This window comes from Mycolicibacterium grossiae (assembly GCF_008329645.1).
GTDB classification, from domain to species: Bacteria; Actinomycetota; Actinomycetes; order Mycobacteriales; family Mycobacteriaceae; genus Mycobacterium; species Mycobacterium grossiae.
This window is the reverse complement of the sequence record NZ_CP043474.1, coordinates 964,159-980,741: the sequence shown is the minus strand read 5'-3', so window position 1 is coordinate 980,741 and position 16,583 is coordinate 964,159. Positions and strand designations below refer to the sequence as shown.

At 72.4% G+C, this 16,583-nt stretch carries 22 protein-coding genes; 7 read left to right on the top strand and 15 right to left on the bottom strand.

Annotation, left to right across the window (positions count from 1 at the left end):
- Positions 1–11: 11 nt before the first annotated feature.
- The 7 genes from rraA to FZ046_RS04760 all read right to left on the bottom strand — a co-directional run bounded on the left by rraA (position 12) and on the right by FZ046_RS04760 (position 4,471).
- Positions 12–494 (bottom strand): ribonuclease E activity regulator RraA, encoded by a 483-nt coding sequence (gene rraA, locus FZ046_RS04790; RefSeq protein ID WP_070352757.1) that lies wholly within the window; start codon positions 492–494, stop codon positions 12–14.
- 53 nt (positions 495–547) lie between these two features.
- The gene (locus FZ046_RS04785; RefSeq protein WP_070352756.1) at positions 548–1,045 is read right to left on the bottom strand and encodes a hypothetical protein; all 498 of its coding nucleotides are present in this window, start codon (positions 1,043–1,045) and stop codon (positions 548–550) included.
- 85 nt (positions 1,046–1,130) lie between these two features.
- Positions 1,131–2,087, bottom strand: coding sequence for a CopD family protein (locus FZ046_RS04780; RefSeq protein ID WP_246183008.1), 957 nt, complete (start codon positions 2,085–2,087; stop codon positions 1,131–1,133).
- A complete protein-coding gene (locus tag FZ046_RS04775) occupies positions 2,063–2,584 on the bottom strand; it encodes a copper resistance CopC family protein (RefSeq protein ID WP_246182905.1) in 522 nt (173 codons plus the stop codon). Before FZ046_RS04775 ends, FZ046_RS04780 begins: the two co-directional genes overlap by 25 nt.
- Positions 2,581–3,249, bottom strand: coding sequence for a YcnI family copper-binding membrane protein (locus tag FZ046_RS04770; RefSeq protein ID WP_070356450.1), 669 nt, complete (start codon positions 3,247–3,249; stop codon positions 2,581–2,583). The genes FZ046_RS04775 and FZ046_RS04770 overlap by 4 nt, the downstream gene beginning before the upstream one ends.
- 30 nt (positions 3,250–3,279) lie before the next feature.
- Positions 3,280–3,807, bottom strand: a complete 528-nt coding sequence (locus FZ046_RS04765; protein WP_149484196.1) for a hypothetical protein — start codon at positions 3,805–3,807, stop codon at positions 3,280–3,282.
- A 7-nt stretch (positions 3,808–3,814) separates the two neighbouring features.
- Positions 3,815–4,471, bottom strand: a complete 657-nt coding sequence (locus FZ046_RS04760) for a DUF6474 family protein (RefSeq protein WP_070356346.1) — start codon at positions 4,469–4,471, stop codon at positions 3,815–3,817.
- A 206-nt stretch (positions 4,472–4,677) separates the two neighbouring features.
- On the opposite strand from FZ046_RS04760, the gene FZ046_RS04755 reads away from it, so the two are divergent.
- The 3 genes from FZ046_RS04755 to FZ046_RS04745 all read left to right on the top strand — a co-directional run bounded on the left by FZ046_RS04755 (position 4,678) and on the right by FZ046_RS04745 (position 7,749).
- Positions 4,678–6,069 (top strand): hypothetical protein, encoded by a 1,392-nt coding sequence (locus FZ046_RS04755; RefSeq protein WP_125939886.1) that lies wholly within the window; start codon positions 4,678–4,680, stop codon positions 6,067–6,069.
- A gap of 61 nt (positions 6,070–6,130) precedes the next feature.
- A complete protein-coding gene (locus tag FZ046_RS04750) occupies positions 6,131–6,622 on the top strand; it encodes an ImmA/IrrE family metallo-endopeptidase (RefSeq protein WP_070356344.1) in 492 nt (163 codons plus the stop codon).
- Positions 6,619–7,749, top strand: coding sequence for a hypothetical protein (locus FZ046_RS04745; protein WP_070356343.1), 1,131 nt, complete (start codon positions 6,619–6,621; stop codon positions 7,747–7,749). The genes FZ046_RS04750 and FZ046_RS04745 overlap by 4 nt, the downstream gene beginning before the upstream one ends.
- A 36-nt stretch (positions 7,750–7,785) precedes the next feature.
- Here FZ046_RS04745 and FZ046_RS04740 read toward each other — a convergent pair whose 3' ends face one another.
- The 3 genes from FZ046_RS04740 to FZ046_RS04730 form a co-directional block, all read right to left on the bottom strand.
- Positions 7,786–8,184 carry a helix-turn-helix domain-containing protein gene (locus FZ046_RS04740; RefSeq protein WP_070356347.1) on the bottom strand — a complete coding sequence of 133 codons (399 nt, stop codon included), beginning with the start codon at positions 8,182–8,184 and terminating at the stop codon, positions 7,786–7,788.
- A 499-nt stretch (positions 8,185–8,683) separates the two neighbouring features.
- Positions 8,684–9,241 (bottom strand): peptidase, encoded by a 558-nt coding sequence (locus tag FZ046_RS04735; protein WP_070356342.1) that lies wholly within the window; start codon positions 9,239–9,241, stop codon positions 8,684–8,686.
- Positions 9,242–9,372: 131 nt separating this feature from the next.
- Positions 9,373–9,693 (bottom strand): S26 family signal peptidase, encoded by a 321-nt coding sequence (locus FZ046_RS04730; protein ID WP_407664447.1) that lies wholly within the window; start codon positions 9,691–9,693, stop codon positions 9,373–9,375.
- Positions 9,694–9,748: 55 nt separating this feature from the next.
- On the opposite strand from FZ046_RS04730, the gene sodN reads away from it, so the two are divergent.
- Positions 9,749–10,171 (top strand): superoxide dismutase, Ni, encoded by a 423-nt coding sequence (sodN, locus tag FZ046_RS04725; RefSeq protein WP_070356340.1) that lies wholly within the window; start codon positions 9,749–9,751, stop codon positions 10,169–10,171.
- Between the two features lie 89 nt (positions 10,172–10,260).
- Here the strand turns inward: sodN and FZ046_RS27270 are convergent, their stop codons facing one another.
- Complete coding sequence (locus tag FZ046_RS27270; protein ID WP_170292390.1) at positions 10,261–10,410, bottom strand: hypothetical protein; 150 nt, start codon at positions 10,408–10,410, stop codon at positions 10,261–10,263.
- 353 nt (positions 10,411–10,763) lie between these two features.
- Between FZ046_RS27270 and FZ046_RS04720 the strand changes: the two genes are divergently transcribed.
- From FZ046_RS04720 to FZ046_RS04710, 3 genes are read left to right on the top strand one after another with little or no spacing between them, the layout of a single operon-like run.
- The gene (locus tag FZ046_RS04720; RefSeq protein ID WP_070356338.1) at positions 10,764–11,108 is read left to right on the top strand and encodes a rhodanese-like domain-containing protein; all 345 of its coding nucleotides are present in this window, start codon (positions 10,764–10,766) and stop codon (positions 11,106–11,108) included.
- A gap of 18 nt (positions 11,109–11,126) precedes the next feature.
- Positions 11,127–12,140 (top strand): DUF4328 domain-containing protein, encoded by a 1,014-nt coding sequence (locus tag FZ046_RS04715; protein ID WP_149484195.1) that lies wholly within the window; start codon positions 11,127–11,129, stop codon positions 12,138–12,140.
- Between the two features lie 4 nt (positions 12,141–12,144).
- Positions 12,145–12,969 (top strand): glycerophosphodiester phosphodiesterase, encoded by an 825-nt coding sequence (locus FZ046_RS04710; RefSeq protein ID WP_070356432.1) that lies wholly within the window; start codon positions 12,145–12,147, stop codon positions 12,967–12,969.
- A gap of 1 nt (position 12,970) precedes the next feature.
- On the opposite strand, the gene FZ046_RS04705 is transcribed toward FZ046_RS04710, so the two are convergent.
- The 4 genes from FZ046_RS04705 to FZ046_RS04685 all read right to left on the bottom strand — a co-directional run bounded on the left by FZ046_RS04705 (position 12,971) and on the right by FZ046_RS04685 (position 16,531).
- Complete coding sequence (locus FZ046_RS04705) at positions 12,971–13,516, bottom strand: ferritin (protein ID WP_070356434.1); 546 nt, start codon at positions 13,514–13,516, stop codon at positions 12,971–12,973.
- A gap of 110 nt (positions 13,517–13,626) precedes the next feature.
- Positions 13,627–14,901: an LCP family protein gene (locus FZ046_RS04700; RefSeq protein WP_407664446.1), complete on the bottom strand. Its 1,275-nt coding sequence runs from the start codon at positions 14,899–14,901 to the stop codon at positions 13,627–13,629.
- A 30-nt stretch (positions 14,902–14,931) separates the two neighbouring features.
- Positions 14,932–15,699 (bottom strand): CPBP family intramembrane glutamic endopeptidase, encoded by a 768-nt coding sequence (locus tag FZ046_RS04690; RefSeq protein ID WP_070355449.1) that lies wholly within the window; start codon positions 15,697–15,699, stop codon positions 14,932–14,934.
- Positions 15,700–15,724: 25 nt separating this feature from the next.
- Positions 15,725–16,531, bottom strand: a complete 807-nt coding sequence (locus tag FZ046_RS04685) for a DUF2470 domain-containing protein (RefSeq protein ID WP_070355448.1) — start codon at positions 16,529–16,531, stop codon at positions 15,725–15,727.
- Positions 16,532–16,583 lie beyond the last annotated feature (52 nt).

Below are 16,583 nucleotides of genomic sequence, written 5' to 3'. Positions count from 1 at the left end.
AGGCCTCGACGTCAGGGGCGTTCGACGACGACGATCCCGTCCTCGTCGGCGTAGAGGACCTCACCGGGACGGAACGTCACACCGCCGAAGGTGACCGCGACATCGCGGTCACCTTCGCCGGTCTTCGTGCTCTTGTTCGGGTTGGTGCCCAGCGCCTTGATGCCGATGTCGAGGGTGCGCAACGCGGCCGCATCGCGCACCGCGCCGTGCACCACGATTCCCGCCCACCCGTTGTCGCGGCCCAGCCCGGCGATCAGATCGCCGACCAGGGCGGTGTGCAACGACCCGTCGCCGTCGATCACCAGCACGCCGCCGTCACCCGGTTCGGAGAGGATCGACTTCAGCAGGGCGTTGTCCTGGAAGCACTTCACGGTGGTGATGGGGCCGGCGAACGTGGTGACGCCGCCGAAGCTGCGCAACTGCAGATCGCAGCTGCGGACGTCGGGGAAGATGTCGTCGACGAGGTCGGCCGTGGCGCGGGGTTCGATGCTCACCCGTCGATGCTAGCGACGATCACGGCGTTCATCGCCGCCCGTCGCCGCCGTGGTCAGTCCTCGGCGTTGCGCCGCACCAGCAGCACCACCACGATCGCCAGGATGCCGGCCGCGACCGCGGCCAACACCGGCACGCGCGACGCTTCGGGCTCGACGATGGCGGGCGGGGGGATCGGTGGTGCGCTCGCCACGGTCGACTTCGCCTGTGCCGCAGTCTCCTTCGCGCCCTCGGTGACCGCCGGGGGAGGCGGCGTGACGGCGGGCGGCTGCGAGGTCGGCTCCTCGGCAGGGGCCGCCTTCTTCGCGGGGGCCGCTGGCGCAGCCTTCTTCGCCGGGGACGGCGACGCAGCCTTCTTCGCAGTCGCCGCCTTCTTGGCCGGTGCGGCCTTCTTCGCCGGAGCCTTCTTGGCGGGGGCCTTCTTGGCTGCCGGCGCCCCAGTACCCGGCTGTGTGGCGGGCGCCTTCTTGACGGCCTTCTTCGCCGGAGCCTTCTTGGCCGGTGGCGGCGGGTCGGTCGGCTGCTCGCCAGGAAGATCCCGGGGGTCTGCCATGGTGTCGCTGCTCCTCTTCGACGATCCTGGTGACGGTCACCGCCTGCGGCTGGTCAGCCCATCATGCCAGTCCGGGCGTGACGGCCTACCCCGTGACCGCCAGCGCCGCCGCGAGCGCGAGCGCGACGCCCATCCCCGCCAACTCGACGCGCGACCGGGTCCGAGACACCCGGGCCGTCGCGCGGTGCGTGCGCGCCGCCGGGAGCCACACCGTGCGGTTGCGCCAGCCCAGCGCCACCAGCACCACCGTCAGCACCACCTTCGCCGCCAGCAGGCGGCCGTAGCCGGTGCTCCACAGCTGCGTCGGCGACGTCAGCGCGACCGCGCCGCCCACGGCGCCGCCGACGACCAGGACGACGACGCACGCCAGCGACAGCTGCGAGAACCGCGGCAGCACCCGCGACCAGCGGCCGCGGTGCCCCACCGTCAAGACCAGCGCCGCCAGCGTGCCGCACCACAGCGCGGCGGCCAGGGCGTGCACCGCGACGGCCAGTCCGCCCCACGGGTCGCCCGACAGGTGGCCGACCAGGGACCGGCCGGTGAAACCCACGGCGGCGGCGCCTGCGACGACGACCGTGGCGGCCGGACCGGGCCGTGCCACGGTCACCGTCGACCACGACGCCGCGCACACCACCGCGGCCGCCGCGACGCACACCAACCCCGCCCGCCCCGGCGCGGTGTGCGCGGCGAACTCGACGGTGGTGCCGACGCCGACCCGCAGCACCGGCACTCCCGCCGCATCCGCCGCCGACACGGGCAGCCGGGCCAGTTCGGCAACCGCCCACGCGGCGGCCGCCACGATCAGCGGGCGGGCGGCGGTCACCGTCAGCTCCTGCCGGTGCCGGTCGACGTCGAGCCACCCGACGACGGCCAGGCCCAGTGTCACCACCGCGGCGCAGTCCGCCACGGCCCGCAGCATGCCCTCGGCGACCGGCAGCGACGGACGGGCCAGCAGCCACGCGAGCGCGACGGCGACGGACAGGACGGCGAGCCCGCCCGCGACCGTGCGCGCCCGCGTCACGACCGGCGCCGGACCGCCCACCACGCACCACCCGCCACCACCGCGGCCGCCGCGACCACGAACGGCCACACCGCGAGACCGGACTCCGCGGCGGCGGGTCCGTCGGCCCGGGCGCCGACGGGTGGGCCGGGTGTCCCGGTGCTCGCGACGCTGAGCCGGAACGTCCAGCTGCCGGACACGGGATGACCGTCGGCCGACGTCACGCGGTAGTTGACGGTGTAGGTCCCGGCCGGGCCCAGCGGCCGTACCGGCACGCTGACCACCGCCCCGGACACCGTGGGCTCGCCGTCGGACCAGAGGTTGCCGTCGGGCCCGACGACCGTCATCGCGGCGAAGTTGGCCTGCAGCGCCTCGTTGAACGTGGCGCTGACGCGGTCCGGCCCGCGGTCGAGCACCGCCTCGGGACCGGGATCGGCGCCGGTGCGCGTGGCGTGCGCCGCCGCGGGGCCGGCGCCGGCCAGCCCCGCGAGCAGTACCAGGATCACCGTGGCCGCGAGCCCGGCCAGTCGGGCGGTCACGAGGACCGCCGTCGCAGCATCGCCACCACGAGGGCGGCCGCCGCGAGGACCAGCGCACCTCCGGACAGCCAGCGGGCGGTGTCATCGGAGCCGGTCGTCGCAGCCGGCGCCGGTCCGGCCGTCGACGTCGCGGCGGACGCGCCGTGCTCGTGGCCGCCGGCGGGCTCACCGCTCAGCGTGAGCACCGGCGCGGGGTGCTCGGGTTCGCCGCCGTCGGGCAGCGGCGGCTGATCCCACCGCACCACCTGGCCGTCGGAGTACGTCTGCGTGGCGGGCAGGCTGACCGACTCGGTGTCCGGCAACGTCACCGAGAGGCGGAACAGCGCGAACTGGTCGGCCGAGATGCCGGTGTTCGGCGCGGCGGTCCAGGTGACCGACCGCACGGTACCGGCGGCGGCATCGCGGTCGAGGCGGGCCGTCCACCCGGGCATCACCTCGGTGCGTGCGGATGCGACGTTGGGCAGCGCGACGCTGAACTGCGTTGTCAGACTGCCGTTCTCGGATTCACCGGGCACCCGGAACTCGAGCACCGAGGTGCTGCCCGGGGCGGCACCGGCCGCGTCGACGTGGACGTGCGCCGACGCCGGGGCGGCGCCGACGAGGGCGGCCGCGCCGAGCGCGGCGGCCGTGATGAGGGCGCGCGAGGACGCCGGGGGAGGGAACATGTCATGCCTTCGGGTTCGGGGGTCGAGTGGTCAGCGCGCGGGAGCGACCGGGGGCCCTCGATACGACCAGGACTTGACGAGCAGACGGGTGGCCAGCAGGGGATGGTCGCACCGGCGCACCACCGGATCGGGAACACGGTGTTCGGGTGGCGCCGGGCGCCGCACGACGGCGCGGGCCGCCCCCGTGACGGCGCGGCAGAGCGCTTCGCCGACGACGACGAGCGCCGCCGTCGCCACGACGGCGGCGGCGTGGCCGGCGAGCATCGGCAGTGCGGTGGCCGCCGCGCCGTGATGATGCCCGGCTGCCGACAGCAGCAGGTGGCCCAGCCCCTGACCGGCGGCGAGGACGGCGACCAGCGTGGGGAAGCGGTGACCGCCGCGCAGCACCGCGACCACGGCGCCGAGTGCACCGCCCAGGAGACTCAGTTGCACGGCTGCGGCGCCGGAGGGCACCCCGCCGCCGGCGGCGGCATGGGCGGTGGCGGCCAGGGTCGCCGTCGACGCCGCGACCGCCATCCCGCGCAGCAGCGCGGGAGCAGACGGTCGGCCGGCGCTCACGGCCGGGTCAGACGAGACCGAGGCGGGCCAGCAGGTCGGCGTCGATCCCGTCGAGCTGGTCGGAGATCGCGGCGTGCGCGGCGCGGCGGCGGCTGGCCGGCATGTTCTCGGCGGCGGCCACGGCGGCGGCTAGGTCCTTGAGCCGGTCGGTCATGGCCGAGACGAACTGCTTGGTCTCGGCGTCCTTCGGCTTCTTCTCGGCGACCTCGCGCAGCGACTGCTCGGCGCCGGCGATGCGCGCCGACAGGGCGCCACCCACCCCGGAGAACTGACCGATCTGGCTGAGCGGGACGCCCAGGCGCTCGGCGCGGCGCTGGTCCAGCACGCCGCGCGCGGAGACCGCGGCGCGGTAGGCCACCGGCACCACGATCGGGGCCAGCAGGCGGGAGATCGCCAGCACACGTCGAATCTTCGCCGTAGACAACAGCTTTCCCTCGCGGGCTGCCCGTAGCTGCGCCTCGGCGATCTTCAGCGCGGCGCGGTCGCCCTCGCGTTGTGCCTTGAGCTGCGCCTTGATGGCCGCCATCTGCCGCTTGTCCTGGGCCTTGATGCGGCGCACTTCGTTCTTCGCCGAGAGCCGGGCCTCCAACTTGGCCTTGGCCTTGATGGCCTTGGCCTCGGCCCGGCGGGTGGCGCGACTCTTCCGACGCCTGAACAGGCCCATTCCGGCTGCCTCCCGGTCGTGTGCTGGAGATTCGGCGCCGTACGCAGCGCTTCGACCGTCACACTATCGCCGCTGCCGACGAGGCGTCGTCCCGCCCCTGACCTCGCCGCGAGGTTCGCCGCACCAGCAAACAGGCCGACCCGTTTGTGCAACAATCGACGGGAGACGTTTCGCCGGTGGGCGCAGTACTGAGAGGTGGTGACGACGTGGCTTTCCGAGCGCGCATCGCCGCCGCCGCGTGTGTGGTGGCATCCGGCCTGCTCGTGGCCGGTAGCAGTGCATCGCTGGCGTTTGCCGCGCCGGACGATGGCGGTACCGGCGCGACGGGCGGCAGCACGACGGGCGGCACCGGGACGGCGAACACCGGCACCGCCGGTGGCAGCGGATCCTCCGGCACGGACTCCGCGACGTCCGGTTCCGGGCAGACCAAGCCGTCGTCCACCGTCGGCAACGGCCGCACCGGCACCTCCGGTTCCGGAACGACCACCGGCACCACCACCGGCACGACGGGCACCGGCGCGACGGCCGGAGGCGCCCCCACCACGCGGACGTCGATCGGCGAGACGATCACCGGCATCCTCAACAACCTGGCCCCCGGCGCCACGGCACCGTCGGTCACCGTGCCGTCGGTGGTGGCGCCCACCTCGGCCGCGCCGACCACGGCCGTGCCCACCACTGTTGTGCCCACCACGACGGCCGCGCCGACCACCGCGGTGACCGCACCGGTCACCGAGACGCCCACCAGCGCAGCCCCCGTCCCGTCCGGGTCCGGCGGCCCGACGAGCGCACCGTCCACCCCCGCGACGCCCGGCACCGATCCGACCACGCTGCCCGGTGTCGTCGTGCCCGACGGTGGGACCGGCTCCCTGCCGACGGACGGCGTCGCGGCGCTGGCGGCTGCGGCGCACACGGAGGAGCAACTGCCGCTCGCGTGGCCCTGGTCCTGGTGGTTCACCGCCCCGGCGACGAACACGAACAACGACGGCAGCGGAACCACCTGGCAGCCGCCGGTCTTCACGCCGCCGCAGCTGCCCCAGATGCAGCTGCCGTCGCTGCCGCAGTTCCCGCTCGCCAACCAGGTGCTCACCACGCTGCAGCAGACGCTGATCGACCCGTTCTACGACGCCGTCACGGGGCTGGCCACCGCCGCGTCGCAACTGCCGTTCCAGCAGATCAGTCTGCCCGTCATCGTCATGCCGGAAGGCGCGGGCGCCGGTGTCGGCACGCCCGGGGGCAACGGCGGCGGCGCCGGTGCCACGACGACGCCGGGTCTGCCGCGCCTCACGGCGCCCGCCGCACCGAGTCTGGAGCCGGCACCGCGCAGCGCCGAGCCGACCCCGGCTGCGCCGCCTGCGGAGAATTCGCCGACGGCCCCATCCGCGACGGCCACCGGCAACGAACTCCTTCCGGCGCCGACCTACCGGATGGGCTACGTCGAGTATTTGCGCGCAGCCGGTCTCGGTCAGGTCGCCGCGGTGGCGGTGCCGGGCGTGACGGGCATCCTGGTGCTCACCGGGGCCGGCGGTCTGATCGGATACCGCCAGGCCAGAGCCGGGCGTGCCGTCCACGCCGGCGGCACGGCACGCTTCATGAGTTGAGGGATCAACCGCGGAAGCGTTGGTAGACGCGTCATAGTGAGGTCGTGGAGAGGGGGTCGAGATGCCGGCCAGCCGTCGCGTGACGCGTGCCGTGAATCAGGTGCTCGATCTCGCGCCGCGTCGCGGTGAGGTCTCACTGACGCGTCTCGTCGACGCCGTCGCCGCCAGCCGCGGCCGCCCGATCGAACTGACGATGGCCGACTTGCCGTCCGGGGTCTGCGGCCAGTGGCGGCAGTACGCCGACCACGACGTGTTCCTCCTGCAGCGCGGACTGCCCGCCGGGGACCGCACGCTCGCCCACGAGCTGGGGCACCTGGTGCTCGGGCACGAGGGCATCTCGGTGGTCGAGGCGGCGCGGGACAGCGTCGAACTCGCGAGCACCGACCTCATCGGCTACATGCTCAACCAGCGTACGGGCTGCATGGGTCCCAGCGGCGAGCGTGCCGAGCAGGAGGCCGAGGACTTCGCCGCGCTGCTGATCTACCGTCTCGGCCGCCTCCCGTCGGACCGCTCGTCGATCGTGCAGGTGCGGCTCGGAGAGGCGTTTGGTTGATCGTCTGGGTGATCGCCGGCCTGCTCGGCCTCGCGACCGGTCTGCGGATCGGCTGGGCACTCGTCAACAAGCAGTCACTCGTCAGTGCGGCGATGATCCTCGCGCTCGGCAGCCTCGGTCTGGTGGCCGCGCTCAACTGGCAGCCGTTGACCCTGCTCATCGACACGCTGCTGCGCTGGCCCAACGTCTCGACGGTGTTGAGTCAGGTGGCGCTGGTGACCTGCGCCGCGGGCAGCTGCGTCATGATCACGTCGGCGTCCTCGGTCCGTGCGCCGTCGACGGTGCGGCGGATCGCGATGGTGCAGTACGCGGTGGCCGGCGTCATCGCGCTCTTCACGCTCGTCACGTTCTTCACCTCGCCGCAGCAGCCCGAGATGTCCCCGGAGGAATACCTGCGGCGCAACCTCGGCTCGGGAGGCACGGCACTGACGTGGCTGCTGCCGCTGCTCTACGTGCTGCTGGCGCTGACGCTGGTCGCGTGGGCCGGCGCCCGGCACTCCAATCGCACTCGTCGGGGCCGTGCGCTGCTGGTGTTCACCATCGGCATCGCGCTCATCGTGCTGGCGAGCGCGTTCTTCCTGTTGCGCGCCGTCGGCACCACCCGCCTGGTGGGCGTCGGGACGGCGGCCACCCTGCTCGGCTGCGCGATGCTGGTGGTCGCCAGCGGATCGCTGCTGCCCAGCATCGAGGACTGGTTCGGCGCGCGACGTGAACTGCGGGTGATCCAGCCGCTGCTCGTCGAACTCAGTCGCCGGCAGCCGAACATCGGCATCGGCGTCCGCCCGCGGGGCCCGCTGCTGTTCCGCGTCGCCGAGCAGATGTCGCTGATCTCCGATGCGCTGTACCTGGAGGCCACCCGCGCGGTGGACGACGCCGGCCCGCACTCCTTCGACGATCCGGACCCCGACACCGTCACGCCGGTGGCGCAGGCCCGGCGCATCGCCGAGTGGGTGCATGCCGGCGATGACGGGCCGAACGAGGCGGCAAACCGGGCGTTTCCCGGACCTACTTGGCTACGACAACCGAGCACGTACTCCGACCGGGAGTGGATCCTGGCCATCGCCGACCAGTATCGAAAGACCGACCGCGACGCCGGCGTTGCCGCACGTCAAACGACGCAGCGGTAAATTTTCGCCGGGCGTCCGGTCGGCCGCCCCGTGGGGCTAATCGTCGAGGTGTTCCTGGCGGCGCAGCTCGTCGGCCTTCTCGACCAGGTCCTGCTTGGCCTCGGGCGACAGGCCGACCGTCCTCGCCGCAATACGGCGGATGCCCTCGTCCCGCATGCTCGCGAGCCACGTCAGCTCCTTGTCGAGCTTCTCGTAGTACTCGTCATCGGTGAAGTACGCGGGCTTGATGCGGAAGAAGTTGGCAAGTGCGGCCATGGTCGCCACCGAGGGGTTGGTCCGGTTGCCTGAGCGCAGCTGCGACAGGTACGGCGCCGACATGGTGACACCCTCCGCCTTGAGGGCCGCAATGACTTCGGCAGACGTATGCGGGCCACGTCCTGGCGGGTAGACCGTGTCGAACAGCCGGTTCAACCGGGCCGAGAACGTCATGCTCATCGATTCATCCTCCACTACGCGTTACGGGGCGGCGTTGCAGTCGTCGTATTTGCTGATCATCGTAGCGATTGATCTGACGAGAGCCAAGTGCAAACCACCGGAATCTCGACTCTACCCGCCGCCCGCGGACCCGTGCACGGCTCCTAGCTGGTGTTCCGCCCATACCGGGCCCCATCAGGGCCTGTTCTGGCGAAGCAAATACTAACGGTTGCGTTGTTTTGCCGAGATGACGAGTGCCGGGGGTACCGCCACAGCTTTCCCATCGTTCACTCCCGGCTACCGAGCAGGTAGGAGCGGTATACGAAGTTCGTCATTTGCTCACCCACTGAAGCATTGAACACCCGGATAGCTGACTTCGCCTCCCCGGGCAGGGGTGTCGCGCGATCGGGTGGGTGAGACGCCGGTCACGTCGGGCATCGCCGGGTAGCCAGTGGCCTCGAAGGCCGAAACTGGCGACGATTCGCGTAGGGGGTGCGCGACGGGGGAGGCGCGGCGCGGGTCAGGCCGCGAGAAGCATCGCCAGGATGGCGGTGTCGGGATGGCTGATCGGGTCGACCCCGACGCGGCTGACCATCGACGTGACGGTGCCGTCCGACTCCGCCTCCACCCAGGCGGCCCGGTGTTCGAGTCCGAGGTGTGGGAGGCCGGGCAGCAGTACGCATCCCGACGCGGCACCCGTGCACTCGGGTAGCGATGGCGTCGTCTCCGACGGCGGGTGCAGCATCAGCAGGGCCGGCGGCAGTCGGTCGGCGAAGTGCCCGGGCGGCACCGCCGCCTCGCCGACCACCGGGCCCTCGGCGAGGACCAACCCGACGGTGCCGGGCGCGGGCGACTCGGGGAGTTCCTCGCGCACGCCGAAGATCGTCGTCGTGGACAGCAGACCCGGAAGCGACGCGACGCGGACGGCGACCATCAGCAGCTGCGCCCACTCCTTGGTGGAATCCGGCCAGCGGCCCGACACGACGAACCCCTTGAGTGAGCCGCCCGCATGGAAGGGCGCGATCTCCACGGCCCTGTTGTGGTCCTCGCCGGATCCCCGTGGGGACAGTCCGTCCATGTCGCCTCCGTCCTCGGCACCAGTGGCCCTGGCCCGACACGGCTGTGGGTCGATCAGGTCAGGATGCGGCAGCGTCGCCCTGGCACGCAAGAGGACACGACTGCCAGCGGGAAACCGGTTCGCCCGCGGCGTCAGTGCGCCGGCGCGCGGACGGTCCACAGCACGCGGTAGGAACCGGCGGCGGGCACCGGACCGAAGGTGCGCGAGTCGCCGGCCCCGGCGGCGACCGGGTCGTCGGACAGCGCCTCGAACACGGCGCCCGACGACGACGGGAGGACGTCCCCGACGCGCTTGACGAGCCACAGCGTCGACCGGTGCGGATGCCGGAACACCCGCAGCTCGCCGCGCCGCGGCGTACGCCCGCGCACCGCGACGAGGCCGTCGCCCGGCGTCAGCGTCGGCCGCATCGAATCGTCCTCGACGCGGAACAGCCGCACGGGCCAACGCCGCACCCGAGGACGCCTCGGGGGATGGTTACCGCGCATGGGCTAAGGGTAAGTTGAGCCCATGCTGCATCGACTCTTCTCCAACGCCACCCCCGCCCACGCGCACTGCGATCTGTACTGCGGTGTCTACGACCCCGCGCAGGCCAAGATCGAGGCGCTGTCCTGCCTCAAGACGATCCAGAAGTACCACGACTCCGATGACGACCACTTCAAGGCCCGCGCCATCATCATCAAGGAGCGCCAGGCCGAAGAGGTCAAGCATCACCTGATGGTGCTGTGGGCCGACTTCTTCACCAAGGACCACTTCGAGCAGTTCCCGAACCTGCACCAGCTGTTCTGGGACGGCGTGCACGGTGCCGGCGACGTGAAGAAGTCGCTTGACGCCGCCGTCGCGGAGAAGCTGCTGAAGACCATCGACGAGATCGCCGACATCTTCTGGCAGACCGACAAGGGCAAGCAGATGGGCGTCTACCCGCCCTCCTGACACACCGACGAAGGGGCCCGCTCGACGACGTCGAGCGGGCCCTTTCTCGTGTCCGGCCGTTGGTACGGGCGGTCGGGCGAGACGTGCCGTCAGGCGAGCACGATGAGGGCGAGGACGCCCAGCAGCGCCAGCGCGATGACGCCGGCGCGCAAAAGGGCCATCATTTGACTGCGCGTGTAGAGGTTGGTCGAGTGATTCCACTCGGACGGCGGCATGGGGCCGACGGGATGTGATGCCATCACCAACTCCTGACCTGCACGACTGAAGATGCTCCCCCAGTGAGATCTGTCACAGCGCAACGTGACGACGATGATAGACCCCCGCGAGCTACCGGGGAAATCGGCCTCGGGGGCCGCCGCGTTACTGCCCGCCGTCACCATTCGCTCGGATCGCGAGGTTTCGTCACCGCCGCGTGTGGGTAAGCCGCTCGGTTCATCCCCAACGCCGGTCAGCTGACTGCCAGACTGTGCGGCTCAGAGCGCCTTCGCGCTGATCACGGCCTGTGGATAGACCTGTGGAAACTGTGGATAGTCGCGGCGTCGGCGCGTGGCCGTCGCGGTCGCCGGGGCCCGCGTGCCAGCATGGAGGCGTGATGGATGACGGGCAGCAGGTCGGTCAGGCCGACATCGGGGACGTTCCGCAGACGTTCGGGGACGCCGTCGTACTCCTCGACGTCCGCGAGGACGACGAATGGCAGCGCGGGCACGCCGAGGGCGCGGTGCACATCCCGATGGGCGACGTACCGGCGCGCATGGGCGAACTGGACGCCGACGCCACGCTCTACGTCGTCTGCCATGCGGGCGGCCGGTCGCAGCGCGTCGCCCAGTACCTCTCGCGCAACGGCTTCGAGCCGATCAACGTCACCGGCGGCATGCTGGCGTGGGCCGAGGCCGGCCGGCCGGTGGTCACCGACGACGGCGGCGTCGGCACGGTCTGAGCGTCGTAGGCTGGTCGGGTGATCCAGGTCTGTTCGCGGTGCGGGACGCGGTGGAACGTCCGCGACCGTCAGCGCAGCTGGTGTCCGCGATGCCAGGGCACGCTGCTGGCGCCCTCGCCCGACCCCGTCGAACCCGGGTGGGGCCAACGGCCCACCACCGATGCCGCGGGCGGCGCGCCGAAGCTGCCGCCCGGCTACCGCTGGATCGCGGTCCGTCCCGGTGCCGCGCCGCCGCCGCGTCGCGGCGCTCGCCCGCTCGGGCCGACGCCGCGCTACGCCACCGTGCCGCGCTGGGGCCTCGTCGAGCACTTCGACGCCCCGGACGAGCAGCCCGACCAGGCCGCCGCGCGGCGGGGGCCGCAGCCCGCCACGGTGCGCCTGGCGCTCGTCGCGACGGCGATCCTCGTCGGCGCCGCGGTCTTCGCGCACGTCGTGCGCTACGCGCTGCTGCTCGTCAACCGCTCGGTGCTGCTGCACCCGTTCATCGCCGGGGCGGTGACGTGGATCGGCGTCGCGCTGAGCGCGCTGGTGCTCTTCGCGGTGGTCGCCAGCTTCGTGCTGCTGACCAACTGGCTCATCGCCCGGCGGGCGGCGGCCTACGCCGCGGGCGGCGTCGAGGATCCCCGCAGCACCTGGGAACTGCGCGCCGGCTGCCTCGTCCCGTTCCTCAACCTGGTGTGGGCGCCGGTGTTCGTCCTGGAGTTGGCGCGCGTCGAGCACCGCACCGCGCGGCTGCGCGGCGCCGTCGTCGCGTGGTGGTGTGCCTGGGTGGTCGGCTACGCACTGCTGGTCTGGGCCTTCGCGACGAGCTTCACCCGGGACCCGCAGGGCATCGCGGACAACACCGTCACGACGATCCTCGCCTACCTCGTCGGGCTGGCGGCGCTGGTGCTGGCGTTCCGGGTCTTCCAGGGCTTCGAAAGCAACCCGGTGGACCGCCCGGCGCGGCGCTGGGTGATGGTCCCCGACGAGGGCGAATCGGTGAGTTCGCCCGCTCCGGTTGAGACCGAGCAACGGGAACCGGCAGCATAGCCTCATGAACTCGGGCGACGGCACGCTCGGTGGCCACCCCTTCGTGGTCGCGCACCGCGGCGCGTCCGCCGACCGTCCCGAGCACACGGTCGCCGCGTACGACCTGGCGCTGCGCGAGGGCGCCGACGGCGTCGAGTGCGACGTGCGGCTCACCCGCGACGGCCACCTGGTGTGCGTGCACGACCGCAAGGTGGACCGCACGTCGAACGGCACCGGACTGGTCAGCGAGATGACGCTGGCCGAACTGCGCGACCTCGACTACGGCGCCTGGCATCCCGGTGGCGGCGCCGGGGACACCGGCCTACTGACGCTCGACGGCCTGGTGTCGATGGTCCTGGACTGGCAGCGGCCGGTGAAGATGTTCATCGAGACCAAGCATCCGGTGCGCTACGGCGCGCTGGTCGAGAGCAAGGTGCTGGCGCTGCTGCACCGCTACGGCATCGCGTCGCCGGCGTCTGCCGACATGTCCCGCGCCGTCGTGATGTCCTTCTCCGCCGCGGCGGTGTGGCGGATCCGCCGGGCGGCGCCCATGCTGCCGACCGTGCTGCTCGGGGACACGTCGCGCTATCTGGGCGGCAGCGCGGCGACGACGGTCGGAGCCACCGCGGTGGGTCCGTCGATCGGGACGTTGCGCGAGCACCCCGAGCTGGTCGACAAGGCGGCCGCCAACGGACGTGCGCTGTACTGCTGGACCGTCGACCACTACGAGGACGTGCGTTTCTGCGGCGAACTCGGCGTGGCGTGGGTGGCGACCAACCACCCCGGACGGACCAAGGAGTGGCTGAAGTCGGGACTCACCGGCGCCGGCCGCGACCAGCCCGAGGGCTGACCTACAGGTTGCCGCCGGCCGCCTTGGGGGCGGTGGGGTCCGCGCCGGCCGGGGTGATCTCCCGGGCGACGAAGTCCTCGAGGTGGAACACGTCGTGCCCGGCGCGCTCGGCGACGCGCAGCAGCGTGGTCATCGTCGCGACCTCCTCGACCTGCTCCTTGAGGAACCACTGCATGAACTGCTCGCCGAGGTAGTCGCCCTCGTCGCGCGCGACCGCGGCGAGCCGGCTGATCTGCTCGGTGACGGCGCGCTCCTGGGCCAGCGCCAGCCGCAGCGCGTCGGCCGGCGAGTCGAAGGCGTTGCGGACCGGATCGGTGCCGGGGATCTCCACGGCGACGTCGCGGTCCAGCAGGTAGCGGACCAGCATCATGGCGTGGTTGCGCTCCTCGACGGCCTGGGCGTAGAAGAGCTTGGCGAGCTGCGGTAGATCGTCACCGTCGAAGTGCACGGCGATGGCCACGTATTGCTGCGACGCGGTGAACTCGATCCGGATCTGCTCGGTCAGCAGATGGTGGAACTTGGTGTCGAGGGTCAGTGCGTCCGTCATGTCCGCCACGATAGTGCTGGTCAGACGCCGCTGTCATCAAAGGTATGCCTTAATGAGGTCAGCGTTGCCTAAGTCGGCCGTGCCCTCGACTGTCGTCGGCGTCTATTTGCTCAGCCGTCCGCCGCCGCGGCGTCCAGCACGTCCTGCGGCACCGCCGCGTCGGCGGCCAGCGCCTTGAAGAGGCGCTGCGACGCGTCGTCGTCCCACACGACGACCGACCCGGAGTCGCTACTGGTGAACTCGCCGATCGGCACCGTCGTGGTGGTGACCTGGCCGTGCAGCGCCCACGCCAGCCGCGCCAGGTCCCACACGTGCGCACCCTCGTCGACGGTCACGGCGCCGGACGCGGCGTGCGCCATCGGATACCACCGCAGCGGGTTGGCGAGCACCGCCGGGCTGCTGGCCCGGTGCATCAGCGTCGACATGAACGCCCGCTGATTGACCATGCGGTCGAGGTCGGCTCGCGGCGTCGCGCGGGTGCGGACGAAGCCCAGCGCGGTGCGCCCGTCCAGTTCCTGGCAGCCGGCAGGCAGGTCGATGCCGGCGAGCGGATCGCTGATCGGCTCGGCCGGGCACATCGTGACGCCGCCGACGGCGTCGACCAGCTCGGCGAACCCGTCGAAGCCGATCTCCGCGTAGTGGTCCAACCTCAGCCCGGTGGCCTCCTCGACGGTGCGTGCCAGCAGCGGTGCGCCGCCGACCGCGAAGGCGGCGTTGATCTTGTCCTCGCCGTAGTCCGGGATGCTGACGTAGGAGTCGCGGGGCAGCGACACCATGGTCGTCGGCGCGCTCGAGCCGAGTCCCGGTACGTGCACCAGCAGGATGGTGTCGGTGCGGCCGTTGCCGACGTCGCCGCCGGTGGTCAGCTCGGCCTGCTGTTCGGGGGTCAGCTGCTGGCGGCTGTCGGATCCGACGAGCAGCCAGGTCGTCCCGCGCCCGGCCGCCGGCCGGTCGGCGTAGTCCGCGAGCGCGGGGATGCGGTGCAGGCTGGTGTCGACCCAGACGCCGGTGCCGACCACCGCGGCGACGAGGACCAGCAGGCACACCGCGAGGATGCGGCCCCAGCGCCGGCGGCGGCGGGGCGGACGGGACACCGCTGCCGGCGGCGGCGTGCGGCGGGGCGGTGCAGGCGGCGCGGGCGGTGGCGGGCGTCGCTGCGGCGGCGGCACGGGCGGGCGGCGCTGCAGCGGAGGCGGTGCCTGGCGGGCCGGCGTCTGACGGGGCGGCGCCTGACGCAGGGGCGGTGCCTGGTGGGGCGGGGGCCCTTGGCGCGGCGGGGGCGCCGGCCTGTGCGGCGGGGGAGGAGGCTGCCGCGGGTCGCGGCGGATGACCTGGGACGGCTCGCGCGGCGGCGGGCGCCGGTGCGGGTCGGGAGGTCGGGTCACGTCGTCAATGTACGTCGGCGCGGCGCCGTCTCAGCGCAGCCAGCCCAGGTGGCCGGCGGCGAGCGCGTAGCCGACGAAGGCGACGGCGTCGATCACGCCGTGCGCGACGATCAGCGGCCACAGCCGACCGGTGCGCTGCCAGACGTAGCCGAACACCAGGCCCATGACGACGTTGCCGAGGCCGGCGCCGAACCCCTGATAGAGGTGGTAGAGCCCGCGCAGCACGCTGGCCGCGACGAGCACGACGACCGGTCCGTAGGCGAGCTGTCGCAACCGCGTCATCAGGAAGCCGACCACGATGATCTCCTCGGCCCAGCCGTTCGCGAACGCCATGGCCAGCAGGACGGGGATGCGCCACCAGGTGTCGTTGAGTTCCGCGGGCTCGACCGCGACGCCGATGCCGAGCATCCGGCCGACGACGTACAGGCCGAGGCCGGGCAGGCCGATCAGGGCGGCCAGGCCCAGGCCGCCGAGCACGTCCGGCGTCGCGCGGATGCGGCCCAGTCCGACGTCGGCCGGCCGAATGCCGCTGCGCCACAACAGGTACAGCCCGAGTGCACCCCAGGCCAGCAGCTGGAAGACCGAGGCGAGGTTGAGGCCGAGGTCGACGAGGTCGATCGGCGAGCGCCGCGGGTTGAGCGCCACCGTGCGCCCGGACAGGCCGAGGACGACGGCCTCGGTGAGACGCAGCAGCGCGGTGTAGGCCGAGAGGCCGAACGTGACCGCCAGGACGACGGCGATCTCGAGGCGGATCGTCCGGCGCGGCAGGGCGGTGAAGTCGTCCGACGGCTCGGTCACCGGAGCCACGGTAGCGGGCGGCGCCCTAGATGCGTCGTGCGCGCAAGCCGTTGAGGAAGGGGCAGCCCATGAGCACGCGGATGGCCTGGCTCAGGCCGGTCACGTCGTCCACCGGTTTGGCGAACGGCAGCCGGACGTCGTGGTCGCCGTCGGCGTCCTCGACGCGCAGCCGCACGCCGTAGCGGTCCAGGCCGAGCGGGCGGACGCGGCCGCGACGCAGCGGCGTCGGCAGCCGCTCGGCCAGCCGGTCGACGACGTCGCGGTGCGCGGAGTCGAGGTGCTGCAGCCAGCACGACTCGAGTGTGCAGAACGGATCGGGTTGCGCCTCGAGCAGCGTGCCCAGGCCGACGGATTCGGCGCCGGTGGAGTCGGCGACCACCACGGAGTCGATCTCCAGCCGCATCAGGGCGTACGGGGTGTCCCCGGTCTCGGCCTCCGAGCTACCGGTATTCACCTGCAGCAGTGCGGGATTCGGGTTCTCCTCGGCGATGAGGTCGAGCAGCCCCGCCACGTCGCGCTCCGGAACGTGATGCAGCCGGCCGCTCAGCCACACCAGTGAGCGCACCGGTTCGCGCAGCGGCAGCGGCGCGTAGTCGGTCATCTCGAGCACCGCCTGCATGCCGCCTGCGCCCGACGCGACGACCATGCCGGCGAGCGGGCCGGTGGCCGGGACGGTGATCGCGAACGAGCCGTCCTCGAGGAGGTGGTGGACCGGGGTGGGCGTCGGCTCGACGCCCTCGACGGCCAGCATCGCGCCGCCCGCGCGGGCGCAGGCGCTGCGGATGCGCTCGGCGGTCGTCGGTGCCACTGCAGGTGCCTTCGAGGTGGTCATCGAGGAGCCTTCCGTTGATGAGGTAAGCCTAACTTAGGCTAGCCTCACCGAA